Below are 16,033 nucleotides of genomic sequence, written 5' to 3' on the forward strand. Positions count from 1 at the left end.
CCACGGTGCTCGCTGGGTCAGTCATCAGGTGCTACTCCCTTGATCAGGAGTTACACCGTTCGTTTTACAGACCCTGATCCGTGGCCGGAGCGCGACGTGGCGGTGCTGGGGTTGGCGTTGTGTGCGGGGTTGCGCCTGTCGGAGTTGCTGGCGCTGCGGGTGGGTGCGCTGGTGGGGCGTGCCGGGGAGCGGCGGCTGGAGGTGTTGGGCAAGGGTGGGCGGCCGCGGTCGGTGCCGGTGGAGCCGGAGTTGGACGCGGTGCTGGCGTGGTATGTGGACAGTGTGCGGGTGCGGTTCGGGCGGCAGTGGGTGGTGGCGGCCGCGCCGTTGCTGGTGGATCGGCGTGGTGAGCCGTTGCGGCGGGGTGGGTTGCAGTATCTGGTGGAGTCGTGTTTCCGGCGGGCGGGGGTCACGGACCGGGTGCCGCGGGGGGCGCGTCTGCATGCGTTGCGGCATACGTTCGCGACGCGGTTGGCGGAGGACGGGGCGAACGCGTCGGAGATCATGCGGTTGCTGGGGCATGCGTCGTTGGTGACGTCGCAGGCGTACATCGAGGTGACGGCGGCGCAGCAGCGCGCGGCCGTACGGGCGAACCGTACGAACCGCGCGCTGGGTGTGGTGTCAGGCCAGCGTGATGGTGACCTCGACGTTGCCGCGGGTGGCGTTGGAGTAGGGGCAGATCTGGTGGGCCTTGGCCAGCAGGTCGGTGGCGACGGCTTCGTCGAGGCCGGGTAGTTCGGCTTCGATGGTGGCGGTGAGGCCGTAGCCGCCGTCGCCGTTGGGGCCGATGCCGACGTCGACGGTGATGGCGGTGTCGTTGAGGATGATCTTCTGCGTCCGGGCGGCGGTTTTGAGGGCGCTGTGGAAGCAGGCGGCGTAGCCGGCGGCGAAGAGCTGCTCGGGGTTGGTGCGCTCGCCGCCGGGGCCGCCCAGTTCCTTGGGTACGGCGAGGCTGTGGTCGAGGACGCCGTCGCTGGAGCGGACGTGGCCGCTGCGGCCGTCGCCGGTGGCGGTGGCTGAGGCGGTGTAGAGGACCTGCATGTGAGGGGGGTCCCTTCAGATCGTGTGGCTGGCTGCTGAGTCGCGGACGCGGCTGAGCAGGTGGTGCAGTTGCCGGAACTCGTCGGTGCTGAGGTCGACGGCGCAGGCGAGTCGTTCGGGGAGGTCGCTGACCTCGTGGTGGAGTTCGCGGCCGCGGTCGGTGGGGCTGATCCAGACGGTGCGTTCGTCGTCTGTGCCGCGGCGGCGGGTGATGAGGCCCTGGGTTTCGAGGCGTTTGAGCAGGGGTGAGAGGGTGCCGCTGTCGAGGGCGAGGGCGTGGCCGAGGTCGCGGACGGTGATGTCGCCGCGGTGCCAGATGACGCGCAGGGCGACGTATTGGGGGTAGGTGATGCCGTGGGCGTCGAGGGCGGGGCGGTAGAGGGCGGTCATGGCGCGGGAGGCGGCGTAGAGGTTGAAGCAGATCATCTGTTCGAGGCCGGTGGTCTCACCCATGCCCAGAAACCTAGTACGCAATTCAGTTGTGCACAACTGAACGGTGGCGGTGATCACCACGCCCATGTGATCATGCCTCGATGGCGATCATCCGATTTGTGCGGCTCTCCCCTGCCGCCATGAGCGCCCTGATCGACGGTGACCTGGCCGCGGCCGGCGCCGCCGCGGGCCACCCGCTGTCGGAATTCCTGGTCAGCGAGGCGTGGCTGTGGCGGATCCGGCGCGAGCAGATCCTCACCGATCCGGCGAGCGCGGACTGGATCGCCCGCGCCGCGGTCGCGGTCGCCGAGGACATCGTCGTGGGTCACGGCGGCTTCCACGGCCCGCCCGACGCCGACGGCATGGTCGAGGTGGGGTACTCGGTGGACCCGGCGTACCGGCGGCGGGGCTACGGCCGGGCCATCCTCGCCGAGCTGCTGTGCCGCGCCGACGCCGACCCGTCCGTGACGGCGGTACGCGCCAGCATCCGCCCGGACAACGCCGCGTCGCTGGCCACCCTGGCCGGCACCGGGTTCGTGCACATCGGTGAGCAGTGGGATCAGGAGGACGGGCTGGAGCTGGTGTTCCGCCGGCCCGCCCCACCGGCCCCGTAGCTGGCCGGGTCGAGGTGCACCACCAGTGGCCGGTGGTCGGACACCGGCACCTGCGGGGCGCGTACCTGCACGACCGGCCCGAGCCGGTCGGCGCCGTCCCGGTCGATCAGTACGTGGTCGAGCTGGATCCGCGGCGCCGGGTTCGGATACGTCGCGGTGCGCCCCAGCGGCCGCCACCCGGTGAGGGCGCGGGCGACTCCCGCGGGCAGGTTCAGGTCGCCGAGCAGTACCCGTGGTGCGGGCAGCCCGTGCAGCGCCCGGACGGCGGCGCGCAGCTGGCGCAGGTTCCAGCCCGGCACGAACGACAGGTGGGTGGTGGCCACGGTGACCGTTCCGGCCGGGGTGTCCAGGACGGCGGCCAGCAGGACCCGCGGCTCGTCGCGGGCCAGCACCGGTCCCCCGCCGGGTCCGGGCACCCAGACCGGGGCGCGGACCGGGGCGGCGGGCAGCCGGGTGAGCTGCCAGTGGCGTACGGGATAGCGGCTGACGAGCGCGATGCCGTACTGGGGGCCGGTGTCGCCGAGGTCGGTGTGCCACGGCTGCCAGGCCTGGCCGGGGGTCCCGGCGATGGTGGCGGCGAAGCGGTGAGCCCGGGCGCCGAGGGCATCGGCGGCGACGGCGGTCAGGTCGAGCCGGTCGCTGCGGGGCTGGTCCCGATCGACCTCCTGCAGGCCCAGGACGTCGGCGCTCAGCCCGGCGACGGCGGCGGCGATCCGGTCGGCGTGTACGGTGCCGTCGGACAGTGATCGGCCGTGCAGCAGGTTGAAGGTGGCCAGGCGCACGGGCTCGACCCTACGGCCGGCCGGTGGCTGTTGTTGATCGTGGGTGGCCCCGGTCCGACGGAGGTGGATGTGTTCGTCAAGGCGCTGTGCTGCGCGATGACGGTGTTCGTGCTGGTCGGTGCGCTGGGGATCGCGGTGCGGCGGCGCCGGGGCCGCTAGCGCGCGGGGCCCTGATCCCCGTAATCGATCAGGGCTTCACCGGCAGCCGAATCCCGCGGTCATGGCCACGGTCGCCGCTGACGGCCGACCGGTCACCGTGGCCACCTGGTATCTGCTCGAAGACGACGGTCGTGTGCTGCTGGGCCTCGACGCGAAGCGGGCGCGGCTCAAGCACCTGCGCGCGGACCCGCGCGTCTCGCTGACCGTGCTGGCACAGGAAAACTGCGGCACCCACGTCAGCATGCAGGGCCGGGTCGTCTCGATCGCCGATGACGTGGGCTTGCGGGACATCGACCGGCTGTCGCGGCACTACGACGGCGAGCCGTACGCCAATCGTGAACGTCCCCGGGTGAGCGTGAAGGTTGAGATCGAACGCTGGCATGTCTGGGGCGAGCGCTTCTGGCACTGAGCCTGTCCTCTCACCCGCGGCGGTGCGGGACTCGGATGAGAGCCGGCTTTCCGTCGGGCGACAATGGCGGTCATGAGCGACGACGAGCTGTTGCGCCGACTGCAGGAGCAGGAACAGCGCCTGATCTTCACCCGCTTCGACAACACCGACGCGTGGCGGCTGGGTTGCCGGCTGGTCGATCTCGCCACCCGCCGCGCCCTGCCGGTGGCGGTGGACATCCGGCGCGGCACCCAGCAGCTGTTCCACGCGGCCCTGCCGGGCAGCAGCGCGGACAACGACGCGTGGATCGCGCGGAAGGTACGGGTGGTGCACCGGTTCGCGGAGTCGTCGTATCTGGTGGGCCGTCGCCTGGCCGCGAAGGGCGCCACCCTGGACGCCGCGTACGGCGTGGACCCGGCCCGGTTCGCGGCGCACGGCGGGGCGTTCCCGGTGCGGGTGCGCGACGTGGGGGTGGTCGGGGTCGTCACGGTCTCCGGCCTGCCCCAGGCCGACGATCACGCCCTGGTGGTGGAGGCGGTCGAGGCGCACCTGGCCGGCGGCTGACCGCCCGGGCCAGGCGCGGGGCACCTGCGGGTATCCGGTGGCGGGGCTGGGATTGCGCTGTCAGCGATTCCGCCGACAGCGAGCAGATCTTCCCGCCGGGGGTGACAACCGGCATGGTCACGGCATGAGACTGCTCGTTCTGGGCGGCACCGGCTTCGTCGGCCGCGCCGTCGTCGAGGTCGCCGTCGCCCGCGGCCATCAGGTCACCGTCCTCAACCGCGGCCATCGTTCCCCGCCCGGCGGCGGGGTGCGGGTGCTGACCGGTGACCGGCGCCGCGGCGACGGGCTCGCGGCGCTGGCCGGTGGTGCCTGGGACGCGGTGGTGGACACCTGGTCGGGTGCGCCGGCCGTGGTCCGGGACGCGGCGCGGGCGCTGCGGGGCCACGCCGGGCATTACACGTACGTGTCGAGCCGGTCGGTGTACCGCCCGGACGCGGTGGCGCCGTTCACCGAGGACAGCCCGGTTGTCGACGGCAGCGCCGACGCGGGTGACGACGTCGACTACGCGGCCCTCAAACGCGGCGGTGAGCTGGGCGCGCAGGAGTTCGGTGCGGCGGTGCTGCTGGCCCGGCCGGGGCTGATCCTCGGCCCGTACGAGGACATCGGGCGGCTGCCGTGGTGGCTGCGCCGGCTGGCCGCGGGCGGGCCGACGCTGGCGCCGGGGCCGCAGGAGCTGCCGCTGCAGTATGTGGACGCCCGCGACCTGGCCGCGTTCGTGCTGGATGCGGCCGTGGACGGCCGCGCGGGCGCGTACGACGTGGTGAGCCCCAGCGGGCACACCACGATGGGTGAGCTGCTGCGGACCGCGAACGCGGTCACCGGTGGCCGCGCCGAGCTGCGGTGGACCGATCCGGAGGTGATCCTCGCGGCCGGGATCGAGCCGTGGACGCAGCTGCCGGTGTGGCTGCCACCGGGTGAGCTGCACACGATGCTGCACGGCAGCGACGTGCGCCGGGCGCTGGCGGCGGGCCTGCGGGTCCGGCCGGTCGCCGAGACGGTCGCCGACACGTGGGCGTGGCTGCAAACAGTGGACGGGCCGGCGCCGCAACGCCCGGACCGTCCGGCGGTGGGCCTGGACCCGGCCGTCGAGGCGGCCGTGCTGGCCGGATGACGGCGCCGGGGAGCGGGTCCGGGAGGCGCCTCGACGAGCGGGCTCAGATCAGCAGCCAGCCGTTGTCCTCGGCCATCAGCACCGCCTCCGCCCGGGTGCGGCTGCCGGTCTTGCCGATCGCGGAGGACAGGTGGTTGCGGACCGTGCCCTCGGACAGGCGCAGCTCGCGGGCGATGTCGGCGACCGTGCCGCCGGAGCGGGCGGCGCGCAGCACGTCGGTCTCCCGTTCGGTCAGCGGTGAGTCGCCGAACGCCAGGGACTGCGCGGCCAGCGCCGGATCCACCACCCGCAGTCCCTGGTGGACGCGGCGTACCGCGTCGGCGAGTTGCCGGGCGGGGGTGTCCTTGACGATGAACCCGGCCGCGCCGGCCGCCATCGCCTGGCGCAGGTACCCGGCCCGCCCGAACGTGGTCACCATGAGGACCTTGCAGCCGGGCAGCCGCCCGTGCAGTTCCCGGGCGGCGGAGACCCCGTCGAGGCCGGGCATCTCGACGTCGAGCAGGGCGACGTCGGCCTGGTGGGTCCGGGCCGCGGCGAGGACCTCGTCGCCGCGGCCGACCTCGGCGACGACGCTGAGGTCGGGTTCCATGTCGAGCAGGGCGGCCATGGCGCCGCGGACCAGGGCCTGGTCGTCGGCCAGCAGTAGTCGGATCATGACGGTACCTCCACCCGTACCCGGAATCCGGGTGTGTTCTCGCGCCGGCCCACCGTGAGAGTGGCGCCGAGCGCCTCGGCGCGGCGGCGCAGCCCGCGCAGGCCCTGACCGTCAGTGGCCGGGCCGTCGGCGGTCGGGTCGGCCACCCCGTCGTCGACGATTTCGACGGCGGCCGGGGTGAGGCGGACCTCGACGTGCGCGGCGCGGGCGTGGCGGACCACGTTGGTGACCGCCTCCCGGATCGTCCACGCGAACAGTTCCCGGTAGGCGGTGGGCACCTCGTCGGCGGCGCCGGGCAGTTCGGCGGCGATGTGCGCGGCGGCCAGGGCCTGCCGGGCGGCGGCGATCTCGCCGGGTAGGGACACACCGCGCACCCCCAGCGCGGTCGCGCGCACGTCGGTCAGGGCGTCGCGGGCCAGCGCTTCCAGGTCGCGCAGTTCGGTGCGGGCCTTGTCGAGGTCGACGTCGAGCAGCCGCTGCGCCAGTTCCGCCTTGACCGCCACGACGGTCAGCGAGTGGCCGAGGATGTCGTGCAGGTCGTTGGCGATGCGGGCGCGTTCGGTGGCGACCGCGAGGGTGGCCAGTTCCTGCTGGGCGGCGCGCAGCCGGTACTGGCGTTCCGCGGCCAGCCGGATCCCGTACGTGGCGACCGATGCCATCAGCACGCCCAGCCCGTACCCCTTGTCCTCCCAGCCGGGCACGAGCCGGGACAGCAGTTCGGTGGTCACGACCAGGACCGCGGCGAACGGCACGGCCTGGCTCAGGGGCAGTCCCACCATGGCGACCGCGGCGATGTACACCATGCAGGACAGGGCGTGGTATCCGGCGCCCGGCACCTGCAGGGCGGCGAGGATGAGCAGGCCCACCTCCGCCGCCCAGATCCGCAGCGTCTCGTGGCGGGGCGGTTCGGGCATCTCCCGGCGGATACCGCGCAGCATCGACAGGACCAGCAGGTACAGCGCGGCGAACCCGGCGAGGGCGGCCAGGCCCAGGGTGCGGGCCCAGCCGCCGGGGTGCTGCAGGAGGACCTGCAGGTTCTCGCCGAGGTAGAACAGCCAGATCGCGGCGAAGATCCAGCCGAAGCGGAAGCCGCGTTCCGGCGGGTGCGCCGCCGTCATCGTGCTCACGCTACCGGCCGGTCAGACGCGGGCGGTGTCGTGGCGGAACCGCCACATCGCGCCGGCCGCGAACACCGCCGTCCAGGCCGCCACGTTGGCGATGGCCACGGCCAGGTTGCCGTCGTGGACCAGCGGGTAGCGGGCGATTGCGCCGACGCCGTACGCGGGGGTGAACTTCGCGACCGCGGCGAAGGTGTGCCCGAGCTGGTCGACCGGCACGAACAGCCCGCCCGCGAACGCCAGCACGGCCAGCACCGGCCCGAGGATCTGCATGACGTTCTCGCTGGGCAGCAGGTAGCCCATGAACAGCCCGAACGCGGCGAACACCAGTGCGCACAGCCAGGCCAGCAGCCCGCATTCGAGCCAGGCGGCGGCGGGCAGCTGCGCGCCGGTGAACGCGCCCACGGTGAACGCGACGGCCACCGACACCGCGCCGATGATCATGGCGAGGGTCAGTTTGATCGCGACGTAGGCCAGCGGCCGCAGCGGGGTCAGGCGCAGCTGGCGGCTCCAGCCGGCGGCGCGTTCCACACTGACCATGGCCCCGCCGCTGGTGGTGGCCAGCATCGCCCCGTACACGGCCATGCTGATCAGCACGTATCCGGCGACGTTGCCGGCGCCGGCGGGTTTGGTGCGGTAGCTGTCGTTCGTGCCGAACAGCAGGAAGAACACGGCCGGCATGACCAGCGTGAAGATGATGGTGCGTTTGTTGCGCAGCGTGCGGCGCAGTTCCAGTCCGAGTACGGGCAGGCTGAAGCCGCCCATGCGGGGCAGGCGCCGGGTCACGGTGGCGGTGCTCATCGGGGGCTCCCGTCGGTGTCGGCGGCCAGGGTGTCGTCGGCGGCCAGGGTGTCGTCGGCGGTCAGGGCGAGGAAGGCGTCCTCCAGGTTCCGGGAGGTGATCTCCAGGTCCCGGGCGGGGGTGGCGGTGAGCAGGTGCCGGGCGACGGCGTCGGTGTCGCGGCCGTGCACCCGCACGGTGTCGCCGCGTACCTCCACCCGGTCCACCCCGGGCAGCGCCAGCAGGGCGTCGGAGTCCGCGCCCGGCCAGGTGGCGCGGACGGTGCGGCCCGCGGCCAGGGCCTTGACCTCGGCGGCGGTGCCGTCGGCGACGATGCGGCCGCGGCGCACGAACACCACCCGGTCGGCGTGCGCGTCGGCCTCCTCCAGGTAGTGGGTGGCGAAGATGACGGTACGGCCACCGCGGGCGTCCTCGCGGATGGCGTCCCAGAAGTCGTGGCGCCCGGCCACGTCCATCCCGGTGGTGGGTTCGTCGAGGATCAGCAGGTCGGGGTCGGGCAGCAGGGCCATCGCGAAGCGCAGCCGCTGCTGCTGCCCGCCGGAGCACTTGCCGACCAGCCGGTCACCGATCTCGGCGATGCCGGCGCGTTCCAGGGCGCCGGTGGCGTCCTGGCGGGAGCGGCCGAACAGGGCGGCGACCAGCCGTGCCGTCTCGGCCACGGTGTAGTCCTTGAGCAGCCCGCCGGTCTGCATCACCGCCGAGACCAGGCCGAGCGCCACGGCGTCCTGCGGCGCCCGCCCGTACACGCGGACCGTGCCGGCGTCGGGCCGTGACAGGCCGAGCAGCATGTCGACGGTGCTGGTCTTGCCGGCCCCGTTGGGGCCGAGCAGCGCCACCACCTCGCCGGGGCGGATGCGCAGGTCGATGCCGTTGACGGCGGTGACGGGGCCGAAGCGTTTGACGGCGCCGTCGAGCTCGACGGCGAGCTGGGCGGACGCGGCGGGCGTGTCCGCGGGTGCGGCGGTGAGGGTCATGGATCAATCCTGACGTGCCGCCGCGAGGCGGCCCTGGCCCGGGCGTCACTGTGTGACCATGACATTCGTCAGGGATCTCCCGCCCCGGCCCGCCGGGACCGCGACCAGGATGTGCTGGGGCCGCGCCTACTCCCGGGGGCCGGCGCTGACCGTGGCCTCGACGGCGGCCTTGGTGACGCCGAGCCGGCCGAGGGTTCCCCCATCGGGCTCGTTCTCCAGCAGGGCCAGCAGGATGTGCCCGGTGCCGACGCCGTCGTGGCCGAGCCGCAGCGCCTCCCGGAACGTCAGTTCCAGGACCTTGCGCGACGCCGCGTCGAACGGCACCAGCTCGGGCCCGTCGCCGCCGGCGGGCGGCAGGGCGGCCGTGGCCGCGGCGCGGGCCGCTTCGGCGGTGACCCCCTGCGCGGTCAGCGCCCGGGCGCCGAGCGAGTCCGGCTCGTCGAGCAGCCCGAGCAGCAGATGGTCGGGGGTGATCTCGGCGTGCCCGGCGGCGCGGGCGGCGTTGGTGGCCGCCACGACCGCGTTGCGGGCGGGTCCGGAGAAACGGTGGAAGCCCTGTGACGGGTCCGGGTCGCCGCGCGGCACGAATCGCTTCTGCGCGGCCTGCTTGCTGACCCCCATGCTGCGGCCGATCTCGGTCCACGACGCGCCGGAGCGGCGTGCCTGGTCCACGAAGTGGCCGATGAGGTGGTCGGCGAGTTCCCCGATGGCGTCGGCCAGCAGGACGGCGTCGGCGAGCCGGTCGAGCGCGTCGGGACGGTTCTTGGTGATCGCGTTGATCAGGTCGTCGAGCCGTACGGGCGGTGTCAACTGGGTCATGCCGTCAACCATAGGTTGACGAAACGGGACCGTCAACCACGGGTTGACGGTCCCGTTGGTGGGCGGGTGGTCAGGGGGTGCGGCGGGCCGCCTCCCGCCGCTGCCGCTTGCCGATCGGCTGCTGCGACAGGTCCACGGTCTGCGCGGTGAGGTCCCGGTAGCCGTACCCACGAGCGGCCAGCCACGCTTCGGCGGCCGCCACCGCTCTCGTCTGCGCGGCCGGGATCTCGTCCTCACCGTCCACCTCATCGGCGAACCGGAACGTGAAGAACGGCCGGGCCGCCACGTCGTAGCTCAGATGCCCGTCACGGGTGTACACGGCATGCAGCACGTCATGCGCGGCGGCCTCGGCCAGCAGTTCGGCGCGCTGGTCGGCGGTGAGATCGGCGAAAGCGCCACGGACGGTGACACGCAGGGATCGGCTGTTCACCGGACGACCATAGGGCTGTGGCACCGGCGCCCGCAGCGCATTTCCGCCGGCGCCCCCCGCTGCCACCCCATGGCGCCGACCATGAGGACGGGCCGACGGCGCCGCCGTGGGGCGACGCCGTCGATCGGTCAGTCCCTGACGTAGTAGTGGCCGTTGGTGTCGTCGTACCGGCCGCTCGCCCGGCAGCAGCGGCGGAACCGGCGCGTGGAACCGCACGGGCACGGATCGGCCCCGCCCAGCTTCTCCATCAGTTCGGTGTCGGCACCGACAACCCGGTGACCGCGCTTGACCTGCGTCTCGCTAGAGGGAACCCCCGGCGGCGCTTGCTGGTCGGTTCAAAAGGACGCCTCGGCGTCGCACATGCGGTGCATGGTGGCCTCCTCGACTCGGGTGGGCGACGGGACGGTACCGGAGGTCCCCGCCGCGACGCGACCGGCTTTCCGGCCGCCTGATCGATCCCCGTCGCCGCCGGCGAGCAAGGATGGGGCGGTGCGATCGCCACTGTCCACTCCGCCCGCCATCCCCGCCGGAACCCTGGCCGCAGCGCCGCAACCGGTTCTGTCGGCGCCGGGCGACCTGGTCCTGCGCCCGTGGGAGACGTCCGACGCGCCGGCCTTCCACGCGGCGTACCAGGACCCCGCGATCCGGCACTGGCACACCCGCCAGCCCGCATCCGAGGACCAGGTACGGCAGTGGTTCGCGCAGTACCGCCGGAACTGGGCGCAGGAGACGGGCGCGAGCTGGGCGGTGACCCGCGACGGCGACGAGGTGCTCGGGCGGGTGGCGATCGGCAGCCTGAATCTCGACGACGGCGTCGCCGGGTGTGGGTACTGGGTACTCCCGGCCGCGCGGGGCGCCGGCGTGGCTCCCCGCGCGCTGGCGGCCGTGAGCGCCTGGGCGCTCGGCGACGCCGGCTTCCACCGCCTGTACCTCGATCACTCGACCCGCAACCAGGCGTCCTGCCGTGTCGCCGTCAAGGCCGGATTCCGGCTGGAGGGCACCAAACGCAGCGACGCCGTCCACTCCGACGGCCGCCACGACATGCACATGCACGCCCGGATCCGCGGCGACGGCTGATCCGGGCGGCTCAGCCGTCCAACCGGAACCGTCCCGACCGGGGCCGCCATCCGGGCGGAGGGTCCTCGCCGACCAGTCCGTCGACGGCCTCGCGGAGCAGATCGGCGTGGCCGGTGTGCCGGCCGTACTCCTCGATCAGGTCGCAGAGCAGCCGGCGCAGGCTGGCGTGGCGGCCGTCGGGCCAGGCGACGTGGGCAGGCTGGTCCGGTCCCCCGCCGGTCAGGGCCTCGTCCAGCCGCGCGCGGGACCGTTCGACGGCGTCGTCCCACAATGTGTACAGCCGCTCCGGAGCGTCGTCGGCGGCCGACGTGAACTCCCAGTCCGCGTCGGCGTCCCAGTCGACGGTGTCCCACGGCGCGCCCAGCGGTGTGCCGCTGAGCTTGGTGCCGAACGTGTGGTCCTCGACGAGCGCGAGGTGCTTGAGCAGGCCACCCAGTGTCAGATGCGAGGCGCCGAGGCGGGCCCGCAGGCCGGCCGCGTCGAGGCCGTCGGCCTTCCACCGGAACGTCGTGCGCAGGCGGTGGAGCGCACCGACGAGATGTTCCGTCTCGCTGCCCGCGATGGGCGGCTCCCACGGCGTGTCGTTGTTGCCCATGGCACGACCTTAGATCGCCCCACCGACACTCCTGCCCGGACACTTCGCACCGTGGATCGCGCGCTACACCATAACTGTCATTATGGTGTAGCGGGAATTTGTCCGATTTCCGAAGCCAAAGCGATTATCGGATTACCGGTAATGGCAATCCGGTAATCGAGGTGCGGGGGCTGGGTGAGATTTCAATCCGGTACGCATTGATGCGCGCGCCCGCCTCCGTCGTGCAGACTGCCCAGCGTGATCGTCGAGCCCGATCGGGACGCCCTCCGCGCCGCCCTCGACCGCGAGAGCCGCCGCCTGGTCGACCGGGTCCGTTCCAGCCCGCACCTGAACGCCCGGGCGCCCGGCCTGGACTGGACCGCCGGCCAGCTGGTCGCGCACCTGTGCGTGGTCTACCGCGCGTTCGCGCTGGCCGTGCGCGGCGACGACTACGGCCCCGACATCGTCGCCAACCTCGGCACCGGGCACACCCTGCCGGACGTGGTGGCCTCCACGAACGCCCGGGCGCTGGCCGTGGTGTCGTTCCCCGGGCCCCGCGAAGCCGCCGACGGGCTGCGCGAATGCGCCGACGAACTGCTCGCCGCGCTGGACACCGGCCCGGATCTTCACGCCGCCCGGCCCACCCCGTGGTACGGGACCGGCGTCACCCGTACCGTCGGCACCCTCGCCGCGCTCAGCGTCAGCGAGAGCGTGGTGCACGGGTACGACCTCGCGGGCGCGTTACGGACGCGGCCGTGGCTGGACGAGCGGTCCGCCGCGGCGGCCGCGCCGACCGTGATGAGCGAGATGCTGCCGCTGCTGGTCGACCCGGTCGGTGCTCGCGGTTTCACCGGCAGCTTCGAAGTGCGGGTCCGGCGTGCACCCCGGTTCGTGGTCCGGTTGGACGCCGGGCAGGCGTGGGCGCTGCCGGCCGACGGCCGCGAGGTCGACTGCGTGTTGTCCCTGTCCGGATGCGACGCCCTGCTGGTGGGTTTCCACCGGCGCGGGCTGTGGCGGTCGATCGCGACCGGCGGCGCGCTCGCCTTCGGCCGCCGACCGTGGCTGGGCCTGCGGTTCCACACGCTGTTCCGGCTGCCGTAGCGGCACGGCGGCTGCCCCACCTGCGGGCCCGGCGACGAGCGCCCCGGCCCCGGCCGCCGCTGAGTTCCGCGCACGGGCCGACCCTTACCGAACGCGAACAATCCTCCACGTAGGGTGTTCACCCGGACGGGGTCTGCTGCCTCGCGGGCGGCTCCCGTCCGTCCCCTTTCGACCGCAGGAGAGAACTCGCATGCAGAGCAGAAGCGCTCGCTGGCGCGCGCACGCCGTACCCCTGGCTGTCGCGGCCCTGGCCGGATCGTTGCTGGCGCCATCCGCGCCCGCCCCGGCCGCCGCAGGTGAACACGCCGTCGACAGCAACTGGCTGGGGCTCGGGTACAACCAGGACCCGTTGTTCCGCGGCGCCGGCGACGACACCCCCGGCAACGACGAGTGGACCGATGCCGCGTTCCAGCAGATGACGCAGCGGGTCGACTACATCCGGCCCGGCCTGGTCCGGATCATGCTCAACCGTCCGTGGTTCAACCCGTCCGGCGTGGTCGGCACGTACGCCTGGGACACCCCGCAGATGAAGAACGTGTTCCGGGTGCTGGCGCACTACCGGATGCAGGGCGTCAAGGTCGTGACCGGCATGTGGGGCATGAACGACCGCGCGTTCTACACCTCGACCGACGCCGCCCGGCTCCAGGCCGACCTCATGGCCAAGTTCCGGGACCAGGGCTACACCAACATCATCGCGTACAACGGCATCAACGAGCCGAACAGCGGCACGGGCCTCAAGTACGGCGACTGGGTCACCGCCACCGCCAACCTGCGCGCGGCGTTCGGCACCGCGCACCTGGACGCGGGGCTGCTCGGTGGCCCGGACACCGCCGAGGCCGGGATCGCCGCGCAGGAGGGCGACCTCGGCCTGATGTCGGTGGCCGCACGCAACGCCGGGACCGACCAGAACCTCGTCTGGCGCGCCGACGGGCTGACCGGCTTCTCGGCCCGCCTCTACCGCACCCCCGACGACACGGGCACCGACTGGACGTTCCAGACCTCGAAGAACGGCTCCAGCTGGACCAAGCTCGCCGTCAGCGAGACCGCGCCGGTCGTCACGTACGCGACGACGCCGTGGTACCGCGTCGACGTGTCCGCCGGTGCGGTGCCCGCCGGCACCAACTACCTGCGGCTGACCATGCCGAAGCGCGACGGCATCGAACGGGCGGTCTCCACGATCACCCTGACCACCCCGGTCGCGTCGGTCACCGACCCGATGAACGACCTCACGAAGACCGTGTCGCACACGGCGGGCTGGACCTATCCGGGCGGCGCCGCCACCAACGACTGGTGGTTGCAGTCCACGCTGGACCGGCAGGTCGCGCAGCACGAGGCCCACTTCTATGTGCACGAGGTGGATCTCGGCTCGCCGCCCGAATACCCCGAGGCGGTGGTGTCCGAGGCGGTGCGGCAGCTCAAGGCCGCCGACGACGGCCCGGTGATCCTCGGCGAGACCGGCATGAAGGCGCCCGGCGACGGCGACGACAAGGACTACTCCTTCACCTCCGAGTACGCCCACGGCGTCCGCATGGCCGACCTGGCGGTGCAGGAGGCGCGCGCCGGGGTGGACGGTGCGATGGCGTGGTGCCTCGACGGGTACGACAAGCCCGTCCAGTGCGGCATGTGGGACCACTACCAGACCCCGGACAAGACGACCCTGCGGCCCTGGTTCTACACGTGGAGCCTGCTGTGCCGGTACCTGCCGCCCGGCTCGAAGATCTACGCGCCGGCGCAGCCGGACGGGGTGCGGGTGCTGAAGGCGAAGCTGCCGGCCTCGGCCGGTGGCGGCTGGACGTTCGTGCTGGTCAACCGCGGCTCCTCCCCGGCCACCGTGAAGATCACTGCGCAGACCGGCACGATCACCCTGGACAAGTACGTCTACAGCCCGGACCGGGCGCCGACCGACCCGGCCACCGGTTTCCCGGTGCCCGCCGACACGCTGCGGGCCGGCTTCGACGACGGCCATGACCTGACCGTCGGCGGCAACGCGGTCGCGGTGTTCACCACGGCCTCCTGACCGGACCGTGGGGGCGGCCCGGATGCGGGCCGCCCCCACGGGTGGAACCCGTCCGTGGGACACATCGGAATCACCAGTGCATGTCGCGCGAATCCACCAGAATGGACGGTGCCGTCACCATCGAAGGAGGCCCCGTGCTGCGACGTGCGTTCGTCGTCCTGATCGCCGCCACCGCCCTGACCGCCCCGGCCGCCGCCACCGCGGCGGGGCCCGGCACCGACCCGTTCGGCCAATTGCTGCAACAACAGCTCGACGCGGTACACGCGGCGGGCATGCCCGGCGCCTTCGCCGAGGTCCGCGACGGCCGGCGCACCTGGACCCCGACCGCCGGGGTGATCGACATCGCCACCGGCGAACCGGTCCGCGACGGCCTGCGGCACCGCATCGGCAGCATCAGCAAGACGTTCCTCGCCACGACCGTGCTGCAGCTGGCCGGCGAACACCGGATCGGCCTGGACACACCGATCGGCGGCTACCTGCCGAAACTGGTCCCGACCGCGGTCGGCCGGAAGGTGACCGTACGGATGCTGCTCAACCACACCAGCGGCATCGGCGACTACGACACCGCGCTGGCCAGCACCGTGCGGGACCTCGTCAGGCTCGGCCGGACCACGTACACCCCGGAGCAGCTGGCCCGCATCGGGCTGGCGGCGCCGCCCACCGGCGCGCCGGGCGACGCGTTCTCGTACTCCAACACCAACTACGTGCTGGCCGGGCTGATCGTCGAACGGGTCACCGGGCACAGCTACCGCGCCGAGATCACCCGGCGGATCCTGCGCCCGCTGGCACTGCGCGACACCTACTTCGAGGGCGCGGACCCGCTCATCCGCGGGCCGCACCTGCACGCCTACGTGCCGGTGTACGGAAAGCTGCACGACTTCACCCGCTACAACATGAGCTGGGCGTGGGGTGCCGGTGAGATCGTGTCCACCGCCCACGACGTCAACACGTTCTTCCGCGCCCTGCTGACCGGCAGGGTGCTGAGTTCCGGGCTGCTGGCCCAGATGCGCACCACCGTGCCGTTCGACCCGGCGCACCCCGAGGCCGGCGGGTACGGGCTGGGCATCTTCTCGATGCGGCTGCCCTGCGGCCTGTTCTGGGGACACGACGGCGGCACCATCGGCCACCAGACCCTCACCCTGCACAGCCCGGACGGGCGCCGCCAGCTCACGTACGCCCACAGCATGGCCTTCTACCAGAAGTCGCCGACCGAGCAGAACCCGATCGACGTGGCCATCGCCCGGTTCGTGACCACCGCCCTGTGTGGCCCGCAACCGGCCACCCTCGCCGCGGAGGCGGGTGTCACCCTGCGCACCGTCGACCTCGCCCGGCCCGCGCCGCGCCGCTGACCGCACCGCAGCGACCGGGCCTGCCCC

At 72.9% G+C, this 16,033-nt stretch carries 20 protein-coding genes and 1 pseudogene; 10 read left to right on the forward strand and 11 right to left on the reverse strand.

Going from position 1 to position 16,033, the window contains the following annotated elements:
- Nucleotides 1-72: 72 nt before the first annotated feature.
- A pseudogene (locus tag ACMCNN_RS14175) lies at nt 73-627 on the forward strand (tyrosine-type recombinase/integrase); the annotation flags it as partial.
- Here ACMCNN_RS14175 and ACMCNN_RS14180 read toward each other — a convergent pair.
- Both ACMCNN_RS14180 and ACMCNN_RS14185 read right to left on the reverse strand, forming a co-directional pair.
- Nucleotides 622-1,041 carry an organic hydroperoxide resistance protein gene (locus ACMCNN_RS14180; RefSeq protein WP_412746661.1) on the reverse strand — a complete coding sequence of 140 codons (420 nt, stop codon included), beginning with the start codon at nt 1,039-1,041 and terminating at the stop codon, nt 622-624. The pseudogene ACMCNN_RS14175 and the gene ACMCNN_RS14180 overlap by 6 nt on opposite strands.
- Before the next feature lie 15 nt (nt 1,042-1,056).
- Nucleotides 1,057-1,494, reverse strand: coding sequence for a MarR family winged helix-turn-helix transcriptional regulator (locus ACMCNN_RS14185; protein ID WP_412746662.1), 438 nt, complete (start codon nt 1,492-1,494; stop codon nt 1,057-1,059).
- A 119-nt stretch (nt 1,495-1,613) separates the two neighbouring features.
- Between ACMCNN_RS14185 and ACMCNN_RS14190 the strand changes: the two genes are divergently transcribed.
- Nucleotides 1,614-2,087 carry a GNAT family N-acetyltransferase gene (locus ACMCNN_RS14190; RefSeq protein ID WP_412746663.1) on the forward strand — a complete coding sequence of 158 codons (474 nt, stop codon included), beginning with the start codon at nt 1,614-1,616 and terminating at the stop codon, nt 2,085-2,087.
- Here ACMCNN_RS14190 and ACMCNN_RS14195 read toward each other — a convergent pair.
- The gene (locus ACMCNN_RS14195) at nt 2,033-2,869 is read right to left on the reverse strand and encodes an endonuclease/exonuclease/phosphatase family protein (RefSeq protein WP_412746664.1); all 837 of its coding nucleotides are present in this window, start codon (nt 2,867-2,869) and stop codon (nt 2,033-2,035) included. The genes ACMCNN_RS14190 and ACMCNN_RS14195 overlap by 55 nt on opposite strands.
- On the opposite strand from ACMCNN_RS14195, the gene ACMCNN_RS14200 reads away from it, so the two are divergent.
- From ACMCNN_RS14200 to ACMCNN_RS14215, 4 genes are all read left to right on the forward strand, one after another.
- Nucleotides 2,840-3,028, forward strand: coding sequence for a hypothetical protein (locus ACMCNN_RS14200; protein ID WP_412746665.1), 189 nt, complete (start codon nt 2,840-2,842; stop codon nt 3,026-3,028). The genes ACMCNN_RS14195 and ACMCNN_RS14200 overlap by 30 nt on opposite strands.
- Nucleotides 2,988-3,437: a TIGR03618 family F420-dependent PPOX class oxidoreductase gene (locus tag ACMCNN_RS14205; protein WP_412746666.1), complete on the forward strand. Its 450-nt coding sequence runs from the start codon at nt 2,988-2,990 to the stop codon at nt 3,435-3,437. The genes ACMCNN_RS14200 and ACMCNN_RS14205 overlap by 41 nt, the downstream gene beginning before the upstream one ends.
- 72 nt (nt 3,438-3,509) lie before the next feature.
- The gene (locus tag ACMCNN_RS14210) at nt 3,510-3,980 is read left to right on the forward strand and encodes a heme-degrading domain-containing protein (RefSeq protein ID WP_412746667.1); all 471 of its coding nucleotides are present in this window, start codon (nt 3,510-3,512) and stop codon (nt 3,978-3,980) included.
- Between the two features lie 124 nt (nt 3,981-4,104).
- Nucleotides 4,105-5,091, forward strand: coding sequence for an NAD-dependent epimerase/dehydratase family protein (locus tag ACMCNN_RS14215; RefSeq protein ID WP_412746668.1), 987 nt, complete (start codon nt 4,105-4,107; stop codon nt 5,089-5,091).
- Nucleotides 5,092-5,134: 43 nt separating this feature from the next.
- On the opposite strand, the gene ACMCNN_RS14220 is transcribed toward ACMCNN_RS14215, so the two are convergent.
- From ACMCNN_RS14220 to ACMCNN_RS14250, 7 genes are all read right to left on the reverse strand, one after another.
- Nucleotides 5,135-5,746, reverse strand: coding sequence for a response regulator (locus ACMCNN_RS14220; protein WP_412746669.1), 612 nt, complete (start codon nt 5,744-5,746; stop codon nt 5,135-5,137).
- Entirely contained in the window at nt 5,743-6,864 is a 1,122-nt protein-coding gene (locus ACMCNN_RS14225) for a sensor histidine kinase (protein WP_412746670.1), read from the reverse strand. Before ACMCNN_RS14225 ends, ACMCNN_RS14220 begins: the two co-directional genes overlap by 4 nt.
- Nucleotides 6,865-6,885: 21 nt before the next feature.
- Nucleotides 6,886-7,665, reverse strand: coding sequence for an ABC transporter permease (locus tag ACMCNN_RS14230; RefSeq protein ID WP_412746671.1), 780 nt, complete (start codon nt 7,663-7,665; stop codon nt 6,886-6,888).
- A complete protein-coding gene (locus ACMCNN_RS14235; RefSeq protein ID WP_412746672.1) occupies nt 7,662-8,639 on the reverse strand; it encodes an ABC transporter ATP-binding protein in 978 nt (325 codons plus the stop codon). Before ACMCNN_RS14235 ends, ACMCNN_RS14230 begins: the two co-directional genes overlap by 4 nt.
- A 126-nt stretch (nt 8,640-8,765) precedes the next feature.
- Nucleotides 8,766-9,470 (reverse strand): Clp protease N-terminal domain-containing protein, encoded by a 705-nt coding sequence (locus tag ACMCNN_RS14240; protein ID WP_412746673.1) that lies wholly within the window; start codon nt 9,468-9,470, stop codon nt 8,766-8,768.
- Nucleotides 9,471-9,528: 58 nt separating this feature from the next.
- Complete coding sequence (locus ACMCNN_RS14245) at nt 9,529-9,888, reverse strand: DUF6204 family protein (protein WP_412746674.1); 360 nt, start codon at nt 9,886-9,888, stop codon at nt 9,529-9,531.
- A gap of 128 nt (nt 9,889-10,016) precedes the next feature.
- Entirely contained in the window at nt 10,017-10,136 is a 120-nt protein-coding gene (locus ACMCNN_RS14250; protein ID WP_412746675.1) for an SEC-C metal-binding domain-containing protein, read from the reverse strand.
- Nucleotides 10,137-10,377: 241 nt separating this feature from the next.
- On the opposite strand from ACMCNN_RS14250, the gene ACMCNN_RS14255 reads away from it, so the two are divergent.
- A complete protein-coding gene (locus ACMCNN_RS14255) occupies nt 10,378-10,965 on the forward strand; it encodes a GNAT family N-acetyltransferase (protein WP_412746676.1) in 588 nt (195 codons plus the stop codon).
- Nucleotides 10,966-10,975: 10 nt separating this feature from the next.
- On the opposite strand, the gene ACMCNN_RS14260 is transcribed toward ACMCNN_RS14255, so the two are convergent.
- Nucleotides 10,976-11,560, reverse strand: coding sequence for a DUF664 domain-containing protein (locus ACMCNN_RS14260; RefSeq protein WP_412746677.1), 585 nt, complete (start codon nt 11,558-11,560; stop codon nt 10,976-10,978).
- Between the two features lie 237 nt (nt 11,561-11,797).
- On the opposite strand from ACMCNN_RS14260, the gene ACMCNN_RS14265 reads away from it, so the two are divergent.
- The 3 genes from ACMCNN_RS14265 to ACMCNN_RS14275 all read left to right on the forward strand — a co-directional run bounded on the left by ACMCNN_RS14265 (nt 11,798) and on the right by ACMCNN_RS14275 (nt 16,006).
- Nucleotides 11,798-12,640 (forward strand): maleylpyruvate isomerase N-terminal domain-containing protein, encoded by an 843-nt coding sequence (locus ACMCNN_RS14265; RefSeq protein WP_412746678.1) that lies wholly within the window; start codon nt 11,798-11,800, stop codon nt 12,638-12,640.
- A 190-nt stretch (nt 12,641-12,830) separates the two neighbouring features.
- The gene (locus ACMCNN_RS14270; RefSeq protein ID WP_412746679.1) at nt 12,831-14,657 is read left to right on the forward strand and encodes a hypothetical protein; all 1,827 of its coding nucleotides are present in this window, start codon (nt 12,831-12,833) and stop codon (nt 14,655-14,657) included.
- A 134-nt stretch (nt 14,658-14,791) separates the two neighbouring features.
- Nucleotides 14,792-16,006, forward strand: a complete 1,215-nt coding sequence (locus tag ACMCNN_RS14275; RefSeq protein ID WP_412746680.1) for a serine hydrolase domain-containing protein — start codon at nt 14,792-14,794, stop codon at nt 16,004-16,006.
- Nucleotides 16,007-16,033: the final 27 nt, after the last annotated feature.

Source organism: Krasilnikovia sp. MM14-A1004 (genome assembly GCF_047159485.1).
Lineage (GTDB): Bacteria > Actinomycetota > Actinomycetes > Mycobacteriales > Micromonosporaceae > Actinoplanes.